The organism is Anaerocolumna sp. MB42-C2, from assembly GCF_030913705.1.
Lineage (GTDB): Bacteria > Bacillota > Clostridia > Lachnospirales > Lachnospiraceae > Anaerocolumna.
In genome coordinates, this window is record NZ_CP133190.1 from 5,065,114 (window position 1) to 5,084,571 (window position 19,458).

Sequence of the window (19,458 nt, forward strand, 5' to 3'; positions counted from 1 at the left end):
AGTAACGGTATTCATCGGGCGGCGAGGGGAGAATAATTACCGAAACATCGAGTTTGATGTATCCAGCTTACTGGAAGATAAATATCCGTCAGCTGCTCTGAATGCAATATATAAAAGACCCGATGGCATTGCCTATCCAGTAGTCACGAACTACAGCTCCGGAGTTCTGACATGGTCACCAAGCGCAACAGACACATCGGTTGTTGGAGTCGGTCGGTTAGAGATCAGGGTTACTTATGGGGAAGTGGTCGGGAAAAGTGCTCGGATATTTACCATTGTTGAGGAGGCACTTGCAGATGGTATTGTCACACCACCGGAACCTCCTGCACAGGAGTGGCTGAACCAGGTGCTTTCAGCCTTAGCCGCGCTTGATGTGAATGATGTATATAGTATGCTTACTCTCACCTATAACCTATTAAATGATAACTATGATCTGCTAAACACCACGCATGATCTATTAAATGATAGCTATACGTTGTTAAACACCACACACAGCCTGTTAAATGATAACTATGATCTACTTAACAATACGTATAATATGGTCAATGATACGCATAGCATGCTGTCTATGCGGACGGGGATTCTACTTAATCATTGGCATCCGATAGAAACAGCTACCGCACCGGATATGGCAAGCCGAAGAGCATCCATCACATTCACAAACATTGCAAACGGTAATAACGTAGTAATTGGTACAGTGACTTATACGTTTGTCACATCCTTGGGAAGTCCGGCTGCAAACAATGTGCAGGTACGGATTCAAGGCACTCTTCGCGGAAGTGTTAAGAAACTTGCCGAAGCTACAAGAGGTAGCCAAGATGCATCAAATATTGCCTATGGGACTGGTACTAATCCGAACCCGACCTGTACATCCTACTGGACGAGTCAAATATTTTCCATCGGCGATGTTTTCGTTGCTTCCGGCGAGAGCTTATTTGTATTGGAAAGAGCGGAAAATATAATAACCGCATTGACCTTAACAGCTACTGCTACAGCGACAATCAATGCATTTACCAGAGCAAGCTACTTAAGATATGTCATGTCGGGTAATGTTTCTGGTTCGGGCGGTATCAACAGCGTTCGTGGACCTCTGCACACGGTACTCCCCATTGGCAGCGTGGTTATTGGCGGACAGGGCGGAACGCTTTATCCGGAAACTACTTATGACTGTCATCTGCTGACTCTTTGCCGTCAATCAGATACGAGTGAGAAAGAATTGGACTTATATATCTCTAATGACGAAGTAACTTTCACCAGAATCTCGCGGAGTACTCCTGTCGGGGCAGATAGCACTACTGAATCCCAGCACGTTCATATTGAAATGCGGCAGAGCAGAATCCCAACTGGTTACGGAATGTACATCCGCATGGGTAGCAATGGCACATCGTCGACGGCTTACTGTGATTTGAAATTTACCTACCATTTGTATCCTGTCGCACTTGCTACAACTACTCCCTTTGAACAGTGAGGTGATCCGGAATGAATTTGAATAAGCTAATACTTACGAATAATGCCTGCTTCAAGGCAGGCAGGACGATTAAGCCCAAGGGCATTATGGTTCACTCAACCGGGACGAATAACCCGTTCCTCTACCGATATGTGGGTCCAGATGATGGAAAGCTGGGTGTAAACCTATCCGGCAACCACTGGAATCAGAATAAACCAGGCGGTAAGCAGGTCTGTGTGCATGCTTTTATCGGTAGACTGCCAGATGGCACTATTGCCACTTATCAGACATTGCCTTGGAACTACCGTGCTTGGCATTGTGGAAGTGGTAAGAAAGGCTCCGGGAATGATACGCATATCAGTTTTGAAATCTGTGAGGATAACTTAACCAATGAAGCCTATTTCCGTAAGGTGTTTAAGGAGGCTGTTGAGCTTTGTGTGTATCTTTGCAAGGCTTATAATTTGACTGAGGAGAATATTATCTGTCACAGTGAAGGGTATAAACTTGGCATTGCCAGTAACCATGCTGATGTGATGCACTGGTTCCCTCGGTACGGTGAGAGCATGGACTCATTACGAGCAGCTGTCAAAGTAGGGCTTAAGGCAGAAGAAAAGAAGAAAGAATCAGGAGAGAACGGGGAGAAATATTACCGAGTTCAGGTTGGCACATTTTCATCTAAGAGTAAAGCAGAAACTTTGGTAGAAAAATTGAAGTCAGTGGGTTTTGATGGTTATATCCGTTATGAATAACACATTTAATTTTAAAATGAATTCCTCTATCTTTATGAATTATTTGAAGTAATGTTGTAATAATATTACCATTACCAACTAGGAGGAATGTTTATGGATGAAATAGGTAATAATGAACCTTTTACTTTCGAACTTAAAAGTGATGATATAGCAAGTGGTGAATGCTATAATTTAGTAAAGAAACACAATAATAGACTACTCAAGGATAAAATAGAATTGACTAATTCGAATGCAGAAAAGGACGATATTATTGTAAAGCAGCAAGATGAAATTGAAAAGAAACAAGAAGAAATCAATCGGCTTAAGAATGAAAATGAAAAACATATTAAAGATAAAAAAGACATTCAAAGGGCTGGTGGTTATGTTGTCGGTAAATCAAATAATTAAATGAAATATAAGAAATATGACCTGCAGGTTAGTTAATAAATCTGTGGGTCATATTTTTTTTGTCCTAAACCTCACATTTATTCCTTACCATGGCTATCCAGTAAAGACATGCAATGGAGGTAATACATATGCAGATCAAAAAAATATCTGATATGCCAATGATAAACATAATCCCAAATCGAGAACCGCTTTCTCCGGAAGAACTTCAAAGGGAATATGATTACATAAAATCCGTAAAAATTATTCAAAAGATGCTAGATAAGAACCTCATAACCCAGGAAGAATTCAACAAAATTGACCACCTGAACCGGAAGTCTTTCTCACCTTTATATTCACGACTGATGCCTTGAATTGCTTGATAAACAGGGCATTCAGAGGTAATATGTCACATACCGAAAGGAAGGTGAAACGGTGAGAATAGTAAGGAAAATATCAACAGACCCTATTATGCTAAAGCCAAAGCTTAGGGTAGCAGCTTATTGCCGTGTTTCCACGGATTCAGATGAACAATTAGTCAGCCTGCAAGTGCAGAGAGAACACTATGAAACCTACATAAAAGCGAATTCAGACTGGGAATATGCAGGTATTTATTATGACGAGGGAATAACCGGTACGAAGAAAGAAAAGCGTGCTGAACTAGTAAGGCTGATAACTGATTGTGAAAACAGAAAGATTGATTTCATTATAACCAAGTCGATCAGCCGCTTTGCGAGGAATACCATGGATTGCCTCGAATTGGTGCGCAAGTTATCTGATCTTGATATATTCATTTATTTTGAAAAGGAAAACATCAATACCAAGTCAATGGATGGAGAACTTATGCTGACCATCCTAAGTAGCCTAGCAGAGAATGAATCAGTATCAATATCAAATAACAATAAATGGTCAATTCAGAAGCGGTTCCAAAATGGGACATATAAAATGTCTTATCCACCGTATGGTTATGATAACAAAAATGGCTGTATGGTGGTAAATGAGGAGCAGGCAGTAATAGTGAGACGAATATTTTCTGAGGTGCTGGAAGGTAAGGGAACAACAAAGATAGCCAAAGATCTGAATGCAGAAGGGATACCATCAAGAAAAGTGAAGCAATGGAACGCTAGTACGATTAATGGTATTCTAAAAAATGAAAAATATGTAGGGGATGCACTATATCAAAAAAAATATACCGATGATAATTTTAAACGACACAGTAATCACGGGGAAAAGGAACAGTACCTAGTCAAGAATAACCATGAAGCTATCATAAGCCATGAGATATTCCAGGCTATAAAAAAATTGCTAAATCAGCGCAGAGAAGAGAAAAACATAGAGAAGGGAAGTACTAAATATCAGAAGCGCTATTCTTTGTCAGGAAAGATAATATGCTCTGAATGTGGTAGCACCTTCAAACGAAGGATACATTATAGCGGTAGCAGCAATGAATATGCAGCATGGTGCTGTTCCAGACATATTGAGGATATTTATCAATGTTCCATGAAGTTTATACGGGAAGAAGACATTCACTGGGCATTCGTCATTATGATAAACAAGCTGATTTACGGTCATAAGTACATTCTAAAGCCACTCCTAAAGAGTTTAAGAGAAACAGATTATTCGCAGAATGCAGTACAAATAAAGGAATTGGAGGCAAAGCTGGAGGAAAATGCGGATCGGAGCAATGTTCTGACAACCCTTATGACCAAAGGATACCTTGAACAGAGTTTATTTATTTCACAGAGAAATGAGTTGAAAAAAGTAGCTGCCGTGCTTATGGAACAGAAAAAAGCCTTGTCACACTCCATAAACGGTGAAATGACAGTTATTACGGAAGTGGAGCAGCTTCTCAAATGGACTTCAAAGGCAACTTATATTGAACGTTTTGATGACGAAATCTTCGAACGCTTTGTCGAGAAAATTTTAGTTTGTTCTCAAGAAGAGATTGGATTTCAAATGAAATGTAATATTACTCTAAAGGAAAGGCTGGTGAAATAAATGAATTATATACCATATGGTTATAAGATTGAGAATGGAGAAGCAGTAATCGTTGAGAAAGAAGCAGAGCAGTTAAAGAAAATGTTCGATTTTTATCTCTCGGGTCTTTCTTTGGCTGAGGTAGCTAAAGAAACAGGAATTCTTAAACCGCATCCTTCCATAGGTAAAATGTTGAGAAACAGACGATACCTTGGCAACGGCTTCTATCCACCCATGATAGATGAGGATACATTTCATAAGGCAGAAGATGAAAGGGTAAGGCGTGCTAAAATGCTAGGCAGAATAAGGGAACCTAAGGATAATAGGGGGTCAGCACCAATTGTAAGCTTCAGTATGCCTGTTTCAAAGCAATTGTATGAAAATCCTTATATGCAGGCGGAGTATGCTTACAGTGTGATAGAATGTGAGGTGGCAGAGGATGCAGAGTAAAAGTGTTAGAGTTATACCGGCGCGCAGTCGCAATGGATATAATACTCAAACGGAGGTAAAGCCAAAACTTAGGGTGGCAGCTTATTGCCGCGTTTCTACAGATAGTGATGAGCAAGCTACCAGTTATGAAGTTCAGATAGAGCACTATACAAACTATATTAAAGGGAACCAAGAATGGGAACTCGCGGGTATCTATGCGGATGACGGTATTTCAGGAACCAATACCAAGAAACGTGATGAATTCAACCGTATGATTGAAGACTGTATGGCGGGTAAAATTGACATGATAATAACTAAGTCAATTAGTCGTTTTGCAAGGAATACATTGGATTGTCTTAAATACATACGACAGCTTAAAGATAAGAACATCCCCGTGTTTTTTGAAAAGGAAAATATCAATAGCATGGACTCAAAGGGAGAGATTATGCTTACCATCATGGCATCCCTTGCTCAACAGGAGAGTCAGTCATTAAGTCAGAATGTGAAGCTAGGTATACAATACCGATATCAGCAGGGCGAAATACAGATCAATCACAATCGTTTCTTGGGTTATACTAAGGATGAAAATAAGCGACTTGTAATTGATCCGGTGGAAGCAGAAGTAGTAAAGCGCATTTATTTGGAGTACCTTGAAGGAGCAAGCTTGTTGCAGATTGCAAGGGGATTGGAAGCGGATGAGATACTTACGGCAGCAAACAAAAGAAAGTGGCGGCAGGAAACCTTAAGAAAAATATTACAAAATGAAAAATATATTGGAGATGCCTTGCTTCAGAAGACATATACGGTGGATTTCCTTTCCAAGAAACGTGTGGCTAACAACGGTATCGTTCCGCAATACTATGTAGAAAACAGCCATGACCCCATCATCCCGCGTGAAATCTTCATGCAGGTGCAGGAGGAGATGTCACGGAGGGTGAACCTTCATTCAGGCAAAGATGGTAAAAAACGCACATATAGTGGGAAATATGCTTTGTCGGGAATTGTTTACTGTGGGTGTGGCGAAATATACCGGAGGGTGCATTGGAACAACCGAGGTTGTAAATCAATCGTCTGGCGGTGCGTCAGCAGGCTTGAGGAGAAAGGTTCAGACTGTTCCTCACCGACGGTAAATGAAGAAAAACTTCAAAAGGCAGTGCGCAGGGCAATCAATGAAGTCATTGGCAGCAGAGATGAGTTCTTGTCAATCCTGCAGGAGAACATTGCCACGGTTCTCAGCGAGGAATACGATAAAAATACTGCTGAAATTGATAAAAGACTGGAAGAGCTACAACAGGAAATCCTCCAGCTTGCAATATCGAAATCTGACTATAATACAGTTGCAGATGAAATTTACCGGTTACGGGAGCTTAAGCAGAATAGTCTGGCGGACAATGCAGAACGACAGGGTAAAAGGCAGCGCATCGCGGAAATGGAAGAATTCCTGAGCGTACAGGAATACAAGATGGATGAATATGATGAACAGTTGGTCAGAAAGTTGATAGAGAAAGTCACGGTGCATGAGGATAAGTTAACGATTGAGTTAAAATCATGTATTGAGATTGATGTAGAGATATAAACGTAAAAATCCAGTCAAGATTATTTAGTTATCTCGACTGGATTTTTTGTTAATTATTTCACTTATGAATATTAATTTCTTTAAATATGACATAAATTTATATTCAGGAAAGACAAAATTATTTGAAATAAAGACAATCAATACATTTTTATACTCTGAATTTTGATGTATAAATATTATTTTGTAAGTAATGGCGATACAAATAGTATTATTGATAAAGTGATTATAAAAACTACAGTAGTAACAGAAATAATATTTTGTAGCTTGGAATTAATGTATTTTCCCATTATTTTTTTATCATTAACCAAAATAGTCATAAACGTCAAAATAATAGGTGAAAGTATTCCTGCAATTTGTTGAGTTACAATTATTATTTTAATTAAAGATAATCCGGGAATTAAAATTAACAAACTGCTTACAGCAATTATAGCGGTATAAATACCAAAAAATGCAGGTGCTTCTTTATATTTATTATTAACACCGCTTTCCCATCCAAAAGCTTCACATATTGCATAAGAAGTTGATAAAGGAATTACTGCTGCGGCAAGAACCGATGCACCAAACAGACCCGCACCAAATAGAATAAAAGCATATTGACCGGCTAAAGGTTTTAAAGCAGTAGCGGCCTGTTGTGCCGTTTCAATTGTTATTCCAGCCTTATATAATGTAGCTGCAGTACAGACAATAATGAAGAACGAAACAGCATCACCCCAAAATGCCCCAAGATACACATCAGCCTTTTCATATTTATAATCTTTAATACTTATTTTTTTATCAACAATTGAAGATTGAAGATAAAATTGCATATAAGGAGTAATTGTAGTACCAATCATACCAATAAATGTCAGCAAGTAGCCTGTTTCTAGTGATATAGTAGGCGTAGTCATGCTTTTGAATACATGCCCCCAATCGGGTTTTGCCATAAATGCAGAGATAATATAACCAAAGAAAACAAATGTAAATAACATGAATACTTTTTCCACTCTGTTATAAGAACCCTTAGTAACAAGAAACCATACAACAATTGCAACTAATGGAACGGAAATGTACTTGCTTATCCCAAATAGCTCCATACTTGCTGCAACGCCCGCAAAATCGCCAAGAACTACACCAAAATTTGCAATAAATAATATCAACATTGCAAAGAATGTCCATTTGACACCAAATTTTTCGCGTATTAAATCGGATAATCCTTTACCGGTAACAACTGCCATCCTTGCATTCATTTCCTGAACTACTGCGAGGCTGAATGTAATAATGAATAGTCCCCACAACATTTTATAACCATAGGATGCGCCTACTGATGCATAAGTAGTAATACCACCAGCATCGTTCCCTGCATTTACTGTAATTAATCCTGGACCAATTATAGTCATAATAAAGAAAATATGCTGTAATCTTTTTTTGAAATTTTTCATGCAGGTATCCTCCTTAAGCGAATATACTCATTTAATATGTCGTTTAAAGAGACTATGCCTACTAAATCATTGTTTTCATCAACAACAGGAATCTCATGCAAATTATATTTTTGCATGATTTCCATCACATTCTCAATCTTATCCTCATCCTGGGCTCTTTTAAAATTAGCGTTCATTAAATCATAAAGTTTATTATCAGCTTCAGATACAATGATGTCAAAAAGTGTGACTACACCGATAAGCTTATTATTATTGTTTGCAAGATAAATGTTATGAGAAAATTCTTTCGGATGTTGATTTGTTTTGATATATGCTAAAGCTTTTTCTACGGTAATATCTGGTAAGAATGATATAAAATCCTTTGTCATTACACTACCAACCGTCTTTTCATCATATTCCATCAGTTCTCTGATCTCGCTTGAATTTTCTGTTTGCATTTGTTCAAGTAATTTTTCTACACGAGTATCTTCAATTTCTTCAAGAATATCGGCTGCTTCATCAGAGGGCATTATTTCGAGTATATCTGAAGCCTTTTCATCGGGAAGAGTATCAATTATATTTAACTGTGATTCAGTTTCCATTTCTTCCAATACTTCAGCTGCTTTTGCATTATCCAAGACATGAAATAATGTGATTTGACTTTGTTTATCCAATTCCTCAATAATATCAGCAATATCAGCTGCATGCAGAGTTGTTAATTTATTCATTGAAGTAGAAAGCTGCAAATTCGGTATTCCAGTTGATAATGGTTGTACATTATCCCAGTATACTAAAGTGTTTCTAAATTCTTTTTTTATAATGTGACTAATACGTATTGCTGAATATTCAAAACCTAACCTACGTAATAAACCTCGCAATCCAATATCGACGGCAACTACGCACCACTTTCCTTGAATAATACCAACTCTTACATCATTGACACGTTCCACTTTTCGTCCATTTATATCAACAATCTGTTTATCAAGGAAATCTTTTGCAAGGAAAAATTCGTTTTCAGGATATGGCATAACATTGATACTGCTTGTATTCATCTTGACTGAATACTTTTCTTCACCATCATTGTATACTTCAAGAAAATCAGCAGAAATATAAGACAAACGACCTCCGATTTTTACCTCAATGGCTTTAATCATCGGTTTCGAAGCATTAAAATCCAAAATAACATCATTTAGTTTTCCGATGATTGAATTTTGGATGTTGTAAATGCTTTTGTATAGAATTTTGCTAAAGAAAAAATTGTTGGACTTTTGCATAGTCCTCCCCCTTTCATTATACAGGGAGAACTATGGGTACAGCAAATAGACTACTCCCTGTAGTATTATTTTTACAATTTGTTATTAAAAAATTCATATAGCACAAATTCGCGGGACCTGCGTCCATTTACAGTAACCTCCTTTATAAACAGATTTGAAATTCAATAATGCAAACAGATTATACTCCCTTAATCTTATTAAATCAATCTATTTTATGAACATTATATTTAAATTGTTCCTTATATAATGGGAATGATAATGATCAGGGTGTAACAGCTTTTATAAAGCATGGGCCATTTCAAATCAAAAGGACTGTATAGTATTAACCATTTTGATGCAATTTGATGAATTTGATAAGGATAGAGTAAATTATATTTGTTATTGATTTTGATTCTACTATTTGGTATAATCACGGAAGGGAATGAGGTTCTCCCTTGGTTTATACCTAAACTGCTTTTAAAGCTAATGACTTCTGTTTAAATACAGAGTTATTAGCTTTTATTTTATATATGAAAGGAAAATTAAAATGTTAGCTCTGAAAAAAACATTAAATAATTATAAGGATGTTGTATTGCTGGGATTTATAGCTATTCTAATAGGGATTTTAGTTGGTGCCATTGACACTCTTTTTGGTAAGGTTTTGTTAGAAATAACCAATATAAGGAGTAATCATGTTTTTCAATTAATACCATTCCTCCCCTTGGCAGGTATCCTAATAATATTCACTTATTCCAAAATTGGTAAGAATAGCATAAAAGGAATGTCGCTTATTTTTTCAGTAGGTTTTGAAGAAGAAGACACCATACCAAAGAGATTAGTACCATTGGTTATGGTAAGTACGTGGCTGACACATCTGTTTGGAGGTAGTGCTGGGCGTGAAGGGGTAGCAGTTCAAATAGGTGGAACTGTTGCACATTCCATAGGAAGAAGACTAAGCATTAGAAATAGTTCCAAAATTCTTCTTATAACTGGTATGTCTGCAGGGTTTGCAGGATTGTTTCAAACACCTATAGCAGCTATTTTCTTCGCTATGGAAGTCCTTACGGCTGGTTCGATTGAATATTGCGCTCTATTTCCCTGCATAGTAGCGTCTTTTGTAGCAAGTTATACATCACATGCTTTAGGGCTTGAAAAATTCAGTGTAAATTTGAACTGCTCATTAGATCTTAATGCTTATCTAGTTGTAAAAGTAGTTTTGCTGGGTATTCTTTTTGGGATTATTGGAGGTCTTTTCGCTCATATTTTGAATTTGTCTAAAAAATTCTTTAGTAAACGTATTAATAATCCAATTTTACGAATTTTTATTTTAGGTTGTATATTAAGCGTTTTGCTTCTGCTTTTACATAAAGGCAGATATGCCGGTTTAGGTACAAACTTGATAGGCGCGTCCTTTTTTAATGATAAAATATATGGGTATGATTGGTTGCTTAAATTTTTACTTACTATTTTAACACTGAGTGCTGGTTTTCAGGGTGGTGAAGTGACTCCACTATTTTCCATAGGATCATGTTTAGGCGCTATTGTATCATCAATTTTGGGATTGCCAATCGAATTTGCAGCTGCTCTTGGTTATGTTGCTGTATTTGGCAGTGCTACGAATACAATTCTTGCTCCTATCTTTATAGGGGTTGAAGTTTTTGGATATGATTATCTTCCGTATTTTTTTGTAGTTTCAGCAATCGCTTATGTTTTCAATGGGAATAAGTCAATTTATTCTGCACAGAAGATATTAGATGATTTGAATTAGTTGATTTTAGTATAAAATAAATCAAAAGGTGGAGCATGATATGTTTAGAACAATGAAATGTATTAAAAACACAGATACGATAATACTTAGCAAACAGCTAAGTTTTAAACCATATAGCTGTTTACTGCCGATTCAGCATGGGGAATGTATATATACAATTACTGTTCTTGAAGGAAAAATGCGTATAAATCATTCAGCTTATAACCCGGACGGGGGAACATGGTCTTGTCCTCCTAGTAATAGACAACGCCAATTCTATGACTTAGTATCTGGAGAAACTAAGGAAATTAAATTAACTATAGACAAGAACTATAATGAATTGGATAATGTTGAGGTTGTAAACTGTTCGTTAACTAAACCCTTGCACTTTTTGTATTCTGCTCATTTTGTGTTTTAAGATATAACTTTTTAAAAATGTATGTTATAAAAGTTTTTATAAGTAACTCAGAAGATAACAAAGGCTTTTGATGAAACTGCAGAAGCCCAAGAAATAATCAGATGGACAGCTTGAAAAAAACATGTACAATAGAGGATAGAAAAAACGTAGATGTCATTATAATAAATTAGAGAGGTGTAATATAGATGTGGATTTTGTTTGCATTTGGCTCAGCTTTTTTTGCGGGATTTACTGCTGTATTAGCGAAATGCGGTATAAAAAATATGGATTCCAATGTTGCGACTGCACTAAGGACCGTAGTAGTTTTGCTTTTTTCATGGATGATGGTATTTCTATCGGGAACAGTAGGTATGATAGTAGTGATTAGCGAAAAGACATGGCTGTTTCTGATATTATCAGGACTTGCTACAGGTGCGTCCTGGCTGTGCTATTTTAAAGCACTTCAAATAGGAGATGTAAATAAGGTAACTCCAATTGATAAGTCCAGTACGGTTCTCACGATGTTGCTGGCTTTTGTTTTTTTGGGAGAAAGGATTTCATTAGTAAAAATTGTAGCTATGGTATTAATCGGGACAGGTACTTATCTAATGATTCAAAAGAGAGAAGCTTCCATATCGGTTAAGACAAAAGTAAGGCGAACGATGGAAGCGGATTTCACAGAAGAATATAGTAATCCAGAGAAAGAGCAGAAGACTGCATTTGCTCTATGGAAACGGCATTCATGGATTTTTTATGCATTTGCCTCCACTATATTTGCCAGTCTGACCTCTATTCTTGGAAAGATTGGAATTGAAGGCATAGATTCCAACCTTGGAACTGCAATTCGTACAGTAGTAGTTCTGATTATGGCATGGATTGTTGTATTTGTTACTGGAAAGCAGCATACGGTAAAAGATACAAATACAAAGAACTGGTTGTTTCTTATATTATCTGGAGTGGCAACGGGTGGTTCTTGGTTATGCTACTATCGTGCCTTACAGACAGGACCAGCCAGTGTAGTTGTACCAATAGATAAATTAAGTATCTTGGTCACAATTGCTTTTTCTTTTGTAGTATTGAAAGAAAAACTGAATGTAAAATCGACAGTAGGGCTAGTAAGTATTGTTGCAGGAACTTTAATTTTGTTGGTATAGACTAATTACATAAATCAGTACAAAGCGTGTTATAACAGATTAAACGTATATATAGAAAAAGTTATTTCGAGGTGTATAAATGGTTTAAAATTTTATGGATTTGCTGCATGCAAAATTATCGATATGTTTCCACATACGGATATTATAAAAAATCATCAAAAAACAGGTGGATATGTTCCCTCGAACGGACGGTTCCAATGACATCAATCCTATCCACTCAAGCCATGTTGAAACGGTAGCATTGATGTCACGAGTGACGAAATAGAGAGGGCAGAAAAGGCTTGAAGCAAAAGGTTCCCAGGGATTAGGATTTCTACTGTGGAATGTAAGTGGAGGTATCGATTCCAGGATACTCTTATTTTTAATGTTTGGGAGAACATATCCACAGCATAAAAATAGATAGGGTTGAGTTGACAGATTAGATAACGGTTTATTTTTGATAGGGTTGAGGAGACATGATTGATGACTTAATTTTGTGAATCATAGACTTATGTTGATACTAAAATGCTTGTGGAAATCTTATGTAATTAAGTGTAAACTTAATAAAGATTGGTAAATTAAATTCGTCAAATGCTTAATGCGGATTATTTTAATATGAAGAATGAAAAAGCAGAATTAATCATTGGTCAAACATCTTGGTCTTCTTATTTTTTACTATGAAAAAGAATAATATTGATTTCTTCTTGAAACAAGCATTATGCCTAAAATGATCACCATATGCAAAGAAATAAATTTTGATATGAGATATCATATTTGTGAAGGAGGATATTGCATTGAATGCTTTTGAAAGAATGAACATGGTTATAGATTATATTGAAGAAAATATTACTGAAGAGATTAATTATAAGCAAGCTGCTGCTATAGCCTGTTGCCCACAAAATCAATTTCAACGATTTTTTTCATATATCACTGAGATTACATTAACTGAATATATCAGGCGCCGGCGATTGACTTTAAGCGCCTTTGAATTGCAAAAAGGTAAATTAAGAGTAATAGATGTGGCTTTAAAATATGGCTATGACTCACATGCTTCATTTACTCGTGCATTTAGAGATTTTCATGGTATTTCACCAACAAAAGCCCGAAACAAAAGCACAGTATTTAATATATATCCAAAATTAACCTTCCAAATTCAGAATATGAATAAAGAACGGAGTGATAGCAAGATGGCTGTATTAGGTAAAATTGAATTTATTGAACTTCCTGCAGTAAGAATGATAGGTAAAAAGGTAGTAAATGGTGGAGGTAATAATCCGGTTCCTGAATTATGGGAAAAGTGTTTTAGAGAAAATACATTTGATGTGTTGGAATGCAGTTCACCAGTAATAGAATATTATATCGGTTGGATGGGAGAATATAATAACGAAACAGGAACATTTACTTATTTAGCGGGTATGCTAATGCCAGCTGGAATGAAAGTTCCCGATGGTTTTGATTATCGGGATTTGCAGTCCTGTATCGTAGGAAATGGGTTTATCAATGGTGATTTTGCTAATGGTGATGTTTTCAGCCACTCACATGATTTAATGGTAGGTGGAATATTAGAAAATGGATATGAGCCAGATTATTCATATGGTTGGAGTGCAGAAGTATATGCTAAGGATTTATCTTTTGATGCAGAAGAGGGAACTATTAATTATTTTTGTCCATGTAAAAAATTACACGTATAAGGTGTAAAGGGGTGGAATGCCACTATCATACAAAAAATCAGTTGATATGTTCCCTCGAACGGAGAGTTATCAATCCTATCCTCTCGAGCCATACCATATGAGAAAATATATCAATGGGATGCCACCAATACAACAATATTAGGTAAGCGTAAAGGGGGGTAAAGGGGGTAAAATCATACCAAAACTTTACGCCACTCTGAATTTCCCTCTTACATGGCGCAATTATTGGTGTTTCAGTGAATAAGCAGGTGAGTGTTACTCCAATTGCACTGCCGCTAACATTAACTTTATTTTTCATTCCTGTTTTAGCTCAATCGAATAAAACGATTGCTATCTTTTCAAAATATTTGTTTACAGATGCAATTATGAGAATGCTTATTGCTAATAATTTTTATTACGATAGTGGAATCATAATAATACTTAATATTTTGGTATTTTCAATATTTTTTGTTGTTTGCTATAAAAATAAAAAGTTAATCCAATGAACTCTAAATATGAAATGCATAATCCTTAAAAAACACATCAATGCGTGTAATGGTGAAATTGGATTGATAACCAATTTTTAGAATGGAGATGTATGGGCAATCAGTTCATTAAAGGAATTGCTAGTTAATAGAAGAGATTTATGCATATATGCGGAAGAAAAAGCTAAGCTGTATACTGGAATTACTAAGGCAGCTATTTTATGGTGTGCAAATATGGAAAATAAAGCCTGCCAAGGGGAAAGTTTTTTAAAATGCTGGTTTCCGCCAAGGACCCACTAGGTTAAAGCGGCATCATTATTGACCGTTCAAGGCATGTTGAGGCGATAATTCTGATGACGAAATGATTGTTTGTTATCATGTGCGGCACATTTTCAAGAACTTGCGGCATGGCGAGACTTATGTTCATCCGGAAGATAAACTATGGTGGTCTCGTGGTGGGGAACTTTATGGAACTAGTCCTACAAGAATTGCTTTTCTCAGGACCGTATTGGAGGAAGCACCAGGTTTCCTTAATCGAGTATTTTTTAACCCCCACGATCCTGTTCCTTATTGGGATGTAGCTGTTGGAGCAGTAGGCGAAGACTATTATTTATTCTATTTTGGATGAAAGAAATAACTAAAAAAAGTTATGGATTTCCATAGGTCAATTAATTGCAGCAATAGCATTTGATCGGATTTTACTAGTAAATCATTTGGTCGCTTCTGATTTTGGTGGTCTTAAGACAGTAATTCATTTGTAACATATTTTCTGGTTCTAAATTCTGTAATTATTTTTTCATCTATTCTATATGGTGAACTTACTTTGATTATCTATTCCTTTATTAGTAACGATATTCAAAATAGTATTACTGACTATATTATGATTGGCGGTAAAAAATATTTTAACGTAAGCATTATGTCAGATGCCTATATGGATATAACAGAATATATTAGAAATGAATTAAAGCGTAGTGCCACTTTTGCGCAAGAAATGGATACAACCAATGTAAAAAAGAAAATGTTGCTTCAGACCTTAGTAAGTAAACATTAGCATATTTTGCATATGCTAAATTAGAGTAGAGAATGATAGAAATACATTCTCTACTCTGATACATAGTAACATTTTAAGTTAACTAAATAACATTGGATTCCCGTCCTCTTTTTTTCATTCTAAACTGGCACCTTGAATTCTTTCACAAATCGTTTTTTCACATGATCAATGGTAAGTCCATTTGCTCCAAAGTATAATTTAATAAAGTGATTCATACCATAAACAATTCCAAGCGATCTAGTTTCTGTTACCCACGCGCCTTGTGTACCTTGAATCGTATCGGGATTGCAGTACAGTACTGATAGTAATAACATCTCTAGAATTCACATCTCCGGAGCCGGTACCACCTTTTATGGTTTTACGTGCACCATTTCCGTAAAGTGCAATTTTAACTAAAGTTTCTTTATATGGCCTCAATTACAAATTGATAATGATAAAATCCTTTACCGATGCAATATTCAGGATGGATATTTTTTGTCCAGCCATTATCTCCGCCCACACCTGCATGTTTATAATCCACATTCAAATAAACCTTATCATCTTTTACAATTTCATCCGCATAAGCAGCAGCATCGCACGCTGCGATTGAATAGTCATGAATATCAAAGTGGAATGGTTCGGCACCGGAAACGTACAATCCATGACCTTCCTTGTTACCTACGGTCAGATATCTTACATCTTCTTTTCCGCCGCACTCCACCGGTTTAATATAAGGGGTATACTGCTCAGAGACAGTACTGCTATAGCAACTAATCATTGCTGATGTTTTTCTGTCACAGTAATTTTCCCAGGGACCTCTTCCAAACCAGGTTATATGATTATTATCAGCAGGAAGAACAAAGGTAAGACCAATTCTCGGAATTGTCTTAGATGAACAGTTATTAACTACTGTCTTATTTATTTCGATGCCTTCACTTCCAATCCGATATTGTGAAGATACTTTCAGTTTTCCATCTTGATAACAAACTTCAGTAAAAATAAATACTTGTGAATCCGTTACGGCTGTTTTAACACTTAATACATTTATTATCAGATTATTGAGTCCTTCTTCTTTCCATTCACTGGCATAATTTCTCCCTGATTCATTTGTACCTTCATCAATTCCAGTTACAGGTCTGTAGAAGTTATCTTTACCGCCCGTCATTCTCGCCTTTCCTTTCAGTACTACTTTATGAAAAGTACAGGTTTGTTTATTAAAACAAATTTCAGTATTCGGTCCGGTGATGATAATTTCATCTTCTACTTCCTTCATGGCAATCTTTTCACCAGATATGTTGCTTTCCTTCTTTGTAAATACAGAATGCTCCATCGGAAACTGGGAGGTATAAATGACATAGCCCGCTTCAGCATAAGCTGTATTTTCTCTTAATGCTGCTTTAATATTAAGGTAAGCTTCTCCGTAGATTTTATTCTGTGTCATCGGTAGTTCCAGAAGTTCCATTTCTCCTGCAGCGGTTAAATATTGCTTTAGTTCTCCTTGCTCAATTATGTTACCTTCACATTCCAACTCCCAGGTAAACCTTAAATGACTGAGATTCATAAACTGGTAGTTATTTTTTATCATCATATATTCACTGCCATAATGCGGATGTACATAATTAATAATCTTAACTGGTGACTGACAATTCTTAATCTCATTGGCAGCTGGCTTCCAAGTGAGATCCGGTAGTACTACTCCATTCAGACACATATCTTCTACGGGATCCACAACCGCTTCATGAAAAGCTCCTCCATAGACATATTTCCTGGCTCCATCTTCTATTCTTTGTGTCAATGCCTTATCTTGAAAATCCCAGATAAATCCCCCTTGAAAACGAGGATATTTATCTACCAATTCCCAAAAATCCATGAAATTACCATTGCTATTGCTTTTTGCATAAGAATATTCACACATAATGAAAGGTCTTAGATCCGTCATATCTGACATCTTTTCTTCAATCCAGTCTTTTGAAGGGTACATCGGTACGTTAATATCCGTAATATTTGATCCAGGATTATAAGATTCATATTGAACATATCTGGTTTTATCATATTCTTTGATCCATCCATACATAGCAGCATGATTCATACCATAGCCTGATTCATTGCCAAGGGACCAGAGAATTATGGAAGGATGGTTTTTATCTCTAAGAACCATACGAGTAGCACGTTCCATATAAGCAGCAGTCCATTCAGGAGAGGAACTTAACTGACCACCATAGCCATGTGTCTCAAGATTCGTTTCATCAACAAGATAGATTCCAAGTTCGTTGCACAGGTCATACCATTGGTTCACATGTGGATAATGGCTATTGCGAACGGCGTTAAAATTCAGCTGCTTCATACAGATAATCTGTTTGCGCATATATTCATCTGTAATATATCTTCCGGTTTCAGGGCAAAATTCGTGTAGATTAACACCTCGTACAATGAGACGTTTTCCATTAATATAAAGGACCCCATCCTTAAGGATTTCAATTTTACGAAAGCCCACCTTTGAACTTTCTATATCTGTGATATTTCCGGCTCCATCAATGGTCTCCATAACCAAAGTATATAAATACGGATCCTCAGCCGACCATAAATTTGGTTCCATTACTTTAACAGATGTAACTGCTGTAAACTTAGGACTCAAATAGACACCACATTTTCCATAAGGTTCACTTTGTAGTGTAGTAACTAATTCTTTCTTCGCATTATATAAGCTTAATTTAACAAAGCTTTCTCCATAGCCTCTTACGGAATTATTCGGAACAAGCGTAATTTTCAATTCTGACTCTTTAAAGTTTCCATTCTCGAATAAGGTTTCAATCTTATAGTCAAATATACGTTGCTTTGCTTTCGCACAAATCCTAACATCACGATAGATACCGGATAAATGCCAATAATCCTGATCCTCGAGATAAGTACCATCGCAGAATTGAAGAACTTTTACTGCCAGAACATTAGTGCCTTTTTTAACTGCGTGAGTGATATCAAAGTATGCATCCAACTTGCTGTCCTGTGAATATCCAATTTCAATGCCATTTACATAGAGATAAAAACAGGATTCAACTCCTCCGAATTCAATCAATATGTCTTTACCTTCATAATAATCGGGAATTTCAAAAGTTGTACGATAACACCCCGTCAGATTTTTCTCTGGTACATAAGGTGCATTTAGTTCTACCTGTCCCTTTGCAATCTCCAATTCAAAATGTGAATCAGCTCCTTCTCTTTCAAAAGGATATAACATATTCGTGTACACCGGTTTTCCATATCCATGAATTTCCCAATTGGAAGGTACCGGTATCATATCCCAATCTGTATCTACATAATCAATATTTTGAAATCCTTCTGGTACTTTGAAAGGACTTTCTGATAGCATAAATCTCCACATTCCATTCAGGCTTTGTACATACTTTGAAACTGATCGATTGCACTCTAATGCCTGTTCCACTGTTTCATATGCTCCATAGGGTGAATGCATCGGATAACGATTTTTCTGTGTTACATATTGATTTTCCCAATCTCTGTTCATAATGTCCTCCTCTTTGTCGTTACCGTTCAGCCTTAATGCTTCACTGCAACGAATTATGCACACAATGTGCAGAAAGAGCACATTGGCGCGTGAAGTTCTCGGGTTTTGTTCCACAAAACACCTCGCGGTACTAGATGGCTGAACCGTAACTATTTGTCACATTTGGTAAGGTTATATCATAATTTAATTACTTGTACTAATCTAACACTTATTATATAATGAGATAGTCCATTGCTAAATGTTTTGTTTGGTTAATCTTTTATCCAAATTGGAAATCAAAAGATA

General features: G+C 36.3%; 15 protein-coding genes and 1 riboswitch. Of the genes, 12 read left to right on the plus strand and 3 right to left on the minus strand.

The annotated features are described in order from the left end of the window. Positions 1–568: 568 nt before the first annotated feature. The 7 genes from RBU59_RS22445 (at position 569) to RBU59_RS22475 (ending at position 6,541) form a co-directional block, all read left to right on the plus strand. Positions 569–1,468, plus strand: coding sequence for a hypothetical protein (locus RBU59_RS22445; RefSeq protein WP_308144707.1), 900 nt, complete (start codon positions 569–571; stop codon positions 1,466–1,468). An 11-nt stretch (positions 1,469–1,479) separates the two neighbouring features. Continuing rightward, the gene (locus RBU59_RS22450) at positions 1,480–2,196 is read left to right on the plus strand and encodes an N-acetylmuramoyl-L-alanine amidase (protein ID WP_308144708.1); all 717 of its coding nucleotides are present in this window, start codon (positions 1,480–1,482) and stop codon (positions 2,194–2,196) included. Between the two features lie 93 nt (positions 2,197–2,289). Then, on the plus strand, positions 2,290–2,583 hold the full coding sequence (locus tag RBU59_RS22455; protein ID WP_308144709.1) for a hypothetical protein: 294 nt from the start codon (positions 2,290–2,292) through the stop codon (positions 2,581–2,583). A 128-nt stretch (positions 2,584–2,711) separates the two neighbouring features. Next, positions 2,712–2,933: an SHOCT domain-containing protein gene (locus tag RBU59_RS22460; RefSeq protein WP_308144710.1), complete on the plus strand. Its 222-nt coding sequence runs from the start codon at positions 2,712–2,714 to the stop codon at positions 2,931–2,933. A 61-nt stretch (positions 2,934–2,994) separates the two neighbouring features. After that, on the plus strand, positions 2,995–4,557 hold the full coding sequence (locus RBU59_RS22465; protein ID WP_330698385.1) for a recombinase family protein: 1,563 nt from the start codon (positions 2,995–2,997) through the stop codon (positions 4,555–4,557). Beyond that, positions 4,558–4,986 carry a recombinase gene (locus RBU59_RS22470; RefSeq protein WP_308144711.1) on the plus strand — a complete coding sequence of 143 codons (429 nt, stop codon included), beginning with the start codon at positions 4,558–4,560 and terminating at the stop codon, positions 4,984–4,986. After that, entirely contained in the window at positions 4,976–6,541 is a 1,566-nt protein-coding gene (locus RBU59_RS22475; protein WP_308144712.1) for a recombinase family protein, read from the plus strand. Before RBU59_RS22470 ends, RBU59_RS22475 begins: the two co-directional genes overlap by 11 nt. A 176-nt stretch (positions 6,542–6,717) precedes the next feature. Here RBU59_RS22475 and RBU59_RS22480 read toward each other — a convergent pair whose 3' ends face one another. Both RBU59_RS22480 and RBU59_RS22485 read right to left on the minus strand, forming a co-directional pair. After that, entirely contained in the window at positions 6,718–7,959 is a 1,242-nt protein-coding gene (locus RBU59_RS22480; RefSeq protein WP_308144713.1) for an Nramp family divalent metal transporter, read from the minus strand. Beyond that, positions 7,956–9,212, minus strand: a complete 1,257-nt coding sequence (locus RBU59_RS22485) for a magnesium transporter MgtE N-terminal domain-containing protein (protein WP_308144714.1) — start codon at positions 9,210–9,212, stop codon at positions 7,956–7,958. The genes RBU59_RS22480 and RBU59_RS22485 overlap by 4 nt, the downstream gene beginning before the upstream one ends. 408 nt (positions 9,213–9,620) lie before the next feature. Beyond that, positions 9,621–9,694: riboswitch (Fluoride riboswitch) on the plus strand. 44 nt (positions 9,695–9,738) lie between these two features. Between RBU59_RS22485 and RBU59_RS22490 the strand changes: the two genes are divergently transcribed. The 5 genes from RBU59_RS22490 to RBU59_RS22510 all read left to right on the plus strand — a co-directional run bounded on the left by RBU59_RS22490 (position 9,739) and on the right by RBU59_RS22510 (position 15,674). Next, on the plus strand, positions 9,739–10,959 hold the full coding sequence (locus RBU59_RS22490; protein WP_308144715.1) for a voltage-gated chloride channel family protein: 1,221 nt from the start codon (positions 9,739–9,741) through the stop codon (positions 10,957–10,959). 40 nt (positions 10,960–10,999) lie between these two features. Next, positions 11,000–11,356, plus strand: a complete 357-nt coding sequence (locus RBU59_RS22495; RefSeq protein WP_308144716.1) for a hypothetical protein — start codon at positions 11,000–11,002, stop codon at positions 11,354–11,356. A 185-nt stretch (positions 11,357–11,541) separates the two neighbouring features. Further along, positions 11,542–12,489 (plus strand): EamA family transporter, encoded by a 948-nt coding sequence (locus RBU59_RS22500; RefSeq protein WP_308144717.1) that lies wholly within the window; start codon positions 11,542–11,544, stop codon positions 12,487–12,489. A 773-nt stretch (positions 12,490–13,262) separates the two neighbouring features. Further along, complete coding sequence (locus tag RBU59_RS22505) at positions 13,263–14,159, plus strand: AraC family transcriptional regulator (RefSeq protein WP_308144718.1); 897 nt, start codon at positions 13,263–13,265, stop codon at positions 14,157–14,159. A 1,287-nt stretch (positions 14,160–15,446) separates the two neighbouring features. After that, positions 15,447–15,674, plus strand: coding sequence for a hypothetical protein (locus tag RBU59_RS22510; RefSeq protein ID WP_308144719.1), 228 nt, complete (start codon positions 15,447–15,449; stop codon positions 15,672–15,674). 403 nt (positions 15,675–16,077) lie between these two features. Here the strand turns inward: RBU59_RS22510 and RBU59_RS22515 are convergent, their stop codons facing one another. Further along, on the minus strand, positions 16,078–19,173 hold the full coding sequence (locus RBU59_RS22515; protein ID WP_308144720.1) for a glycoside hydrolase family 2 TIM barrel-domain containing protein: 3,096 nt from the start codon (positions 19,171–19,173) through the stop codon (positions 16,078–16,080). Positions 19,174–19,458: the final 285 nt, after the last annotated feature.

Coding starts and splice junctions, on each gene's coding strand:
- RBU59_RS22445 (WP_308144707.1), top strand. CDS start 569: ATGCGGACGGGGATTCTACTTAATCATTGGCATCCGATAGAAACAGCT.
- RBU59_RS22450 (WP_308144708.1), top strand. CDS start 1,480: ATGAATTTGAATAAGCTAATACTTACGAATAATGCCTGCTTCAAGGCA.
- RBU59_RS22455 (WP_308144709.1), top strand. CDS start 2,290: ATGGATGAAATAGGTAATAATGAACCTTTTACTTTCGAACTTAAAAGT.
- RBU59_RS22460 (WP_308144710.1), top strand. CDS start 2,712: ATGCAGATCAAAAAAATATCTGATATGCCAATGATAAACATAATCCCA.
- RBU59_RS22470 (WP_308144711.1), top strand. CDS start 4,558: ATGAATTATATACCATATGGTTATAAGATTGAGAATGGAGAAGCAGTA.
- RBU59_RS22475 (WP_308144712.1), top strand. CDS start 4,976: ATGCAGAGTAAAAGTGTTAGAGTTATACCGGCGCGCAGTCGCAATGGA.
- RBU59_RS22480 (WP_308144713.1), bottom strand. CDS start 7,959: ATGAAAAATTTCAAAAAAAGATTACAGCATATTTTCTTTATTATGACT.
- RBU59_RS22485 (WP_308144714.1), bottom strand. CDS start 9,212: ATGCAAAAGTCCAACAATTTTTTCTTTAGCAAAATTCTATACAAAAGC.
- RBU59_RS22490 (WP_308144715.1), top strand. CDS start 9,739: ATGTTAGCTCTGAAAAAAACATTAAATAATTATAAGGATGTTGTATTG.
- RBU59_RS22495 (WP_308144716.1), top strand. CDS start 11,000: ATGTTTAGAACAATGAAATGTATTAAAAACACAGATACGATAATACTT.
- RBU59_RS22500 (WP_308144717.1), top strand. CDS start 11,542: ATGTGGATTTTGTTTGCATTTGGCTCAGCTTTTTTTGCGGGATTTACT.
- RBU59_RS22515 (WP_308144720.1), bottom strand. CDS start 19,173: ATGAACAGAGATTGGGAAAATCAATATGTAACACAGAAAAATCGTTAT.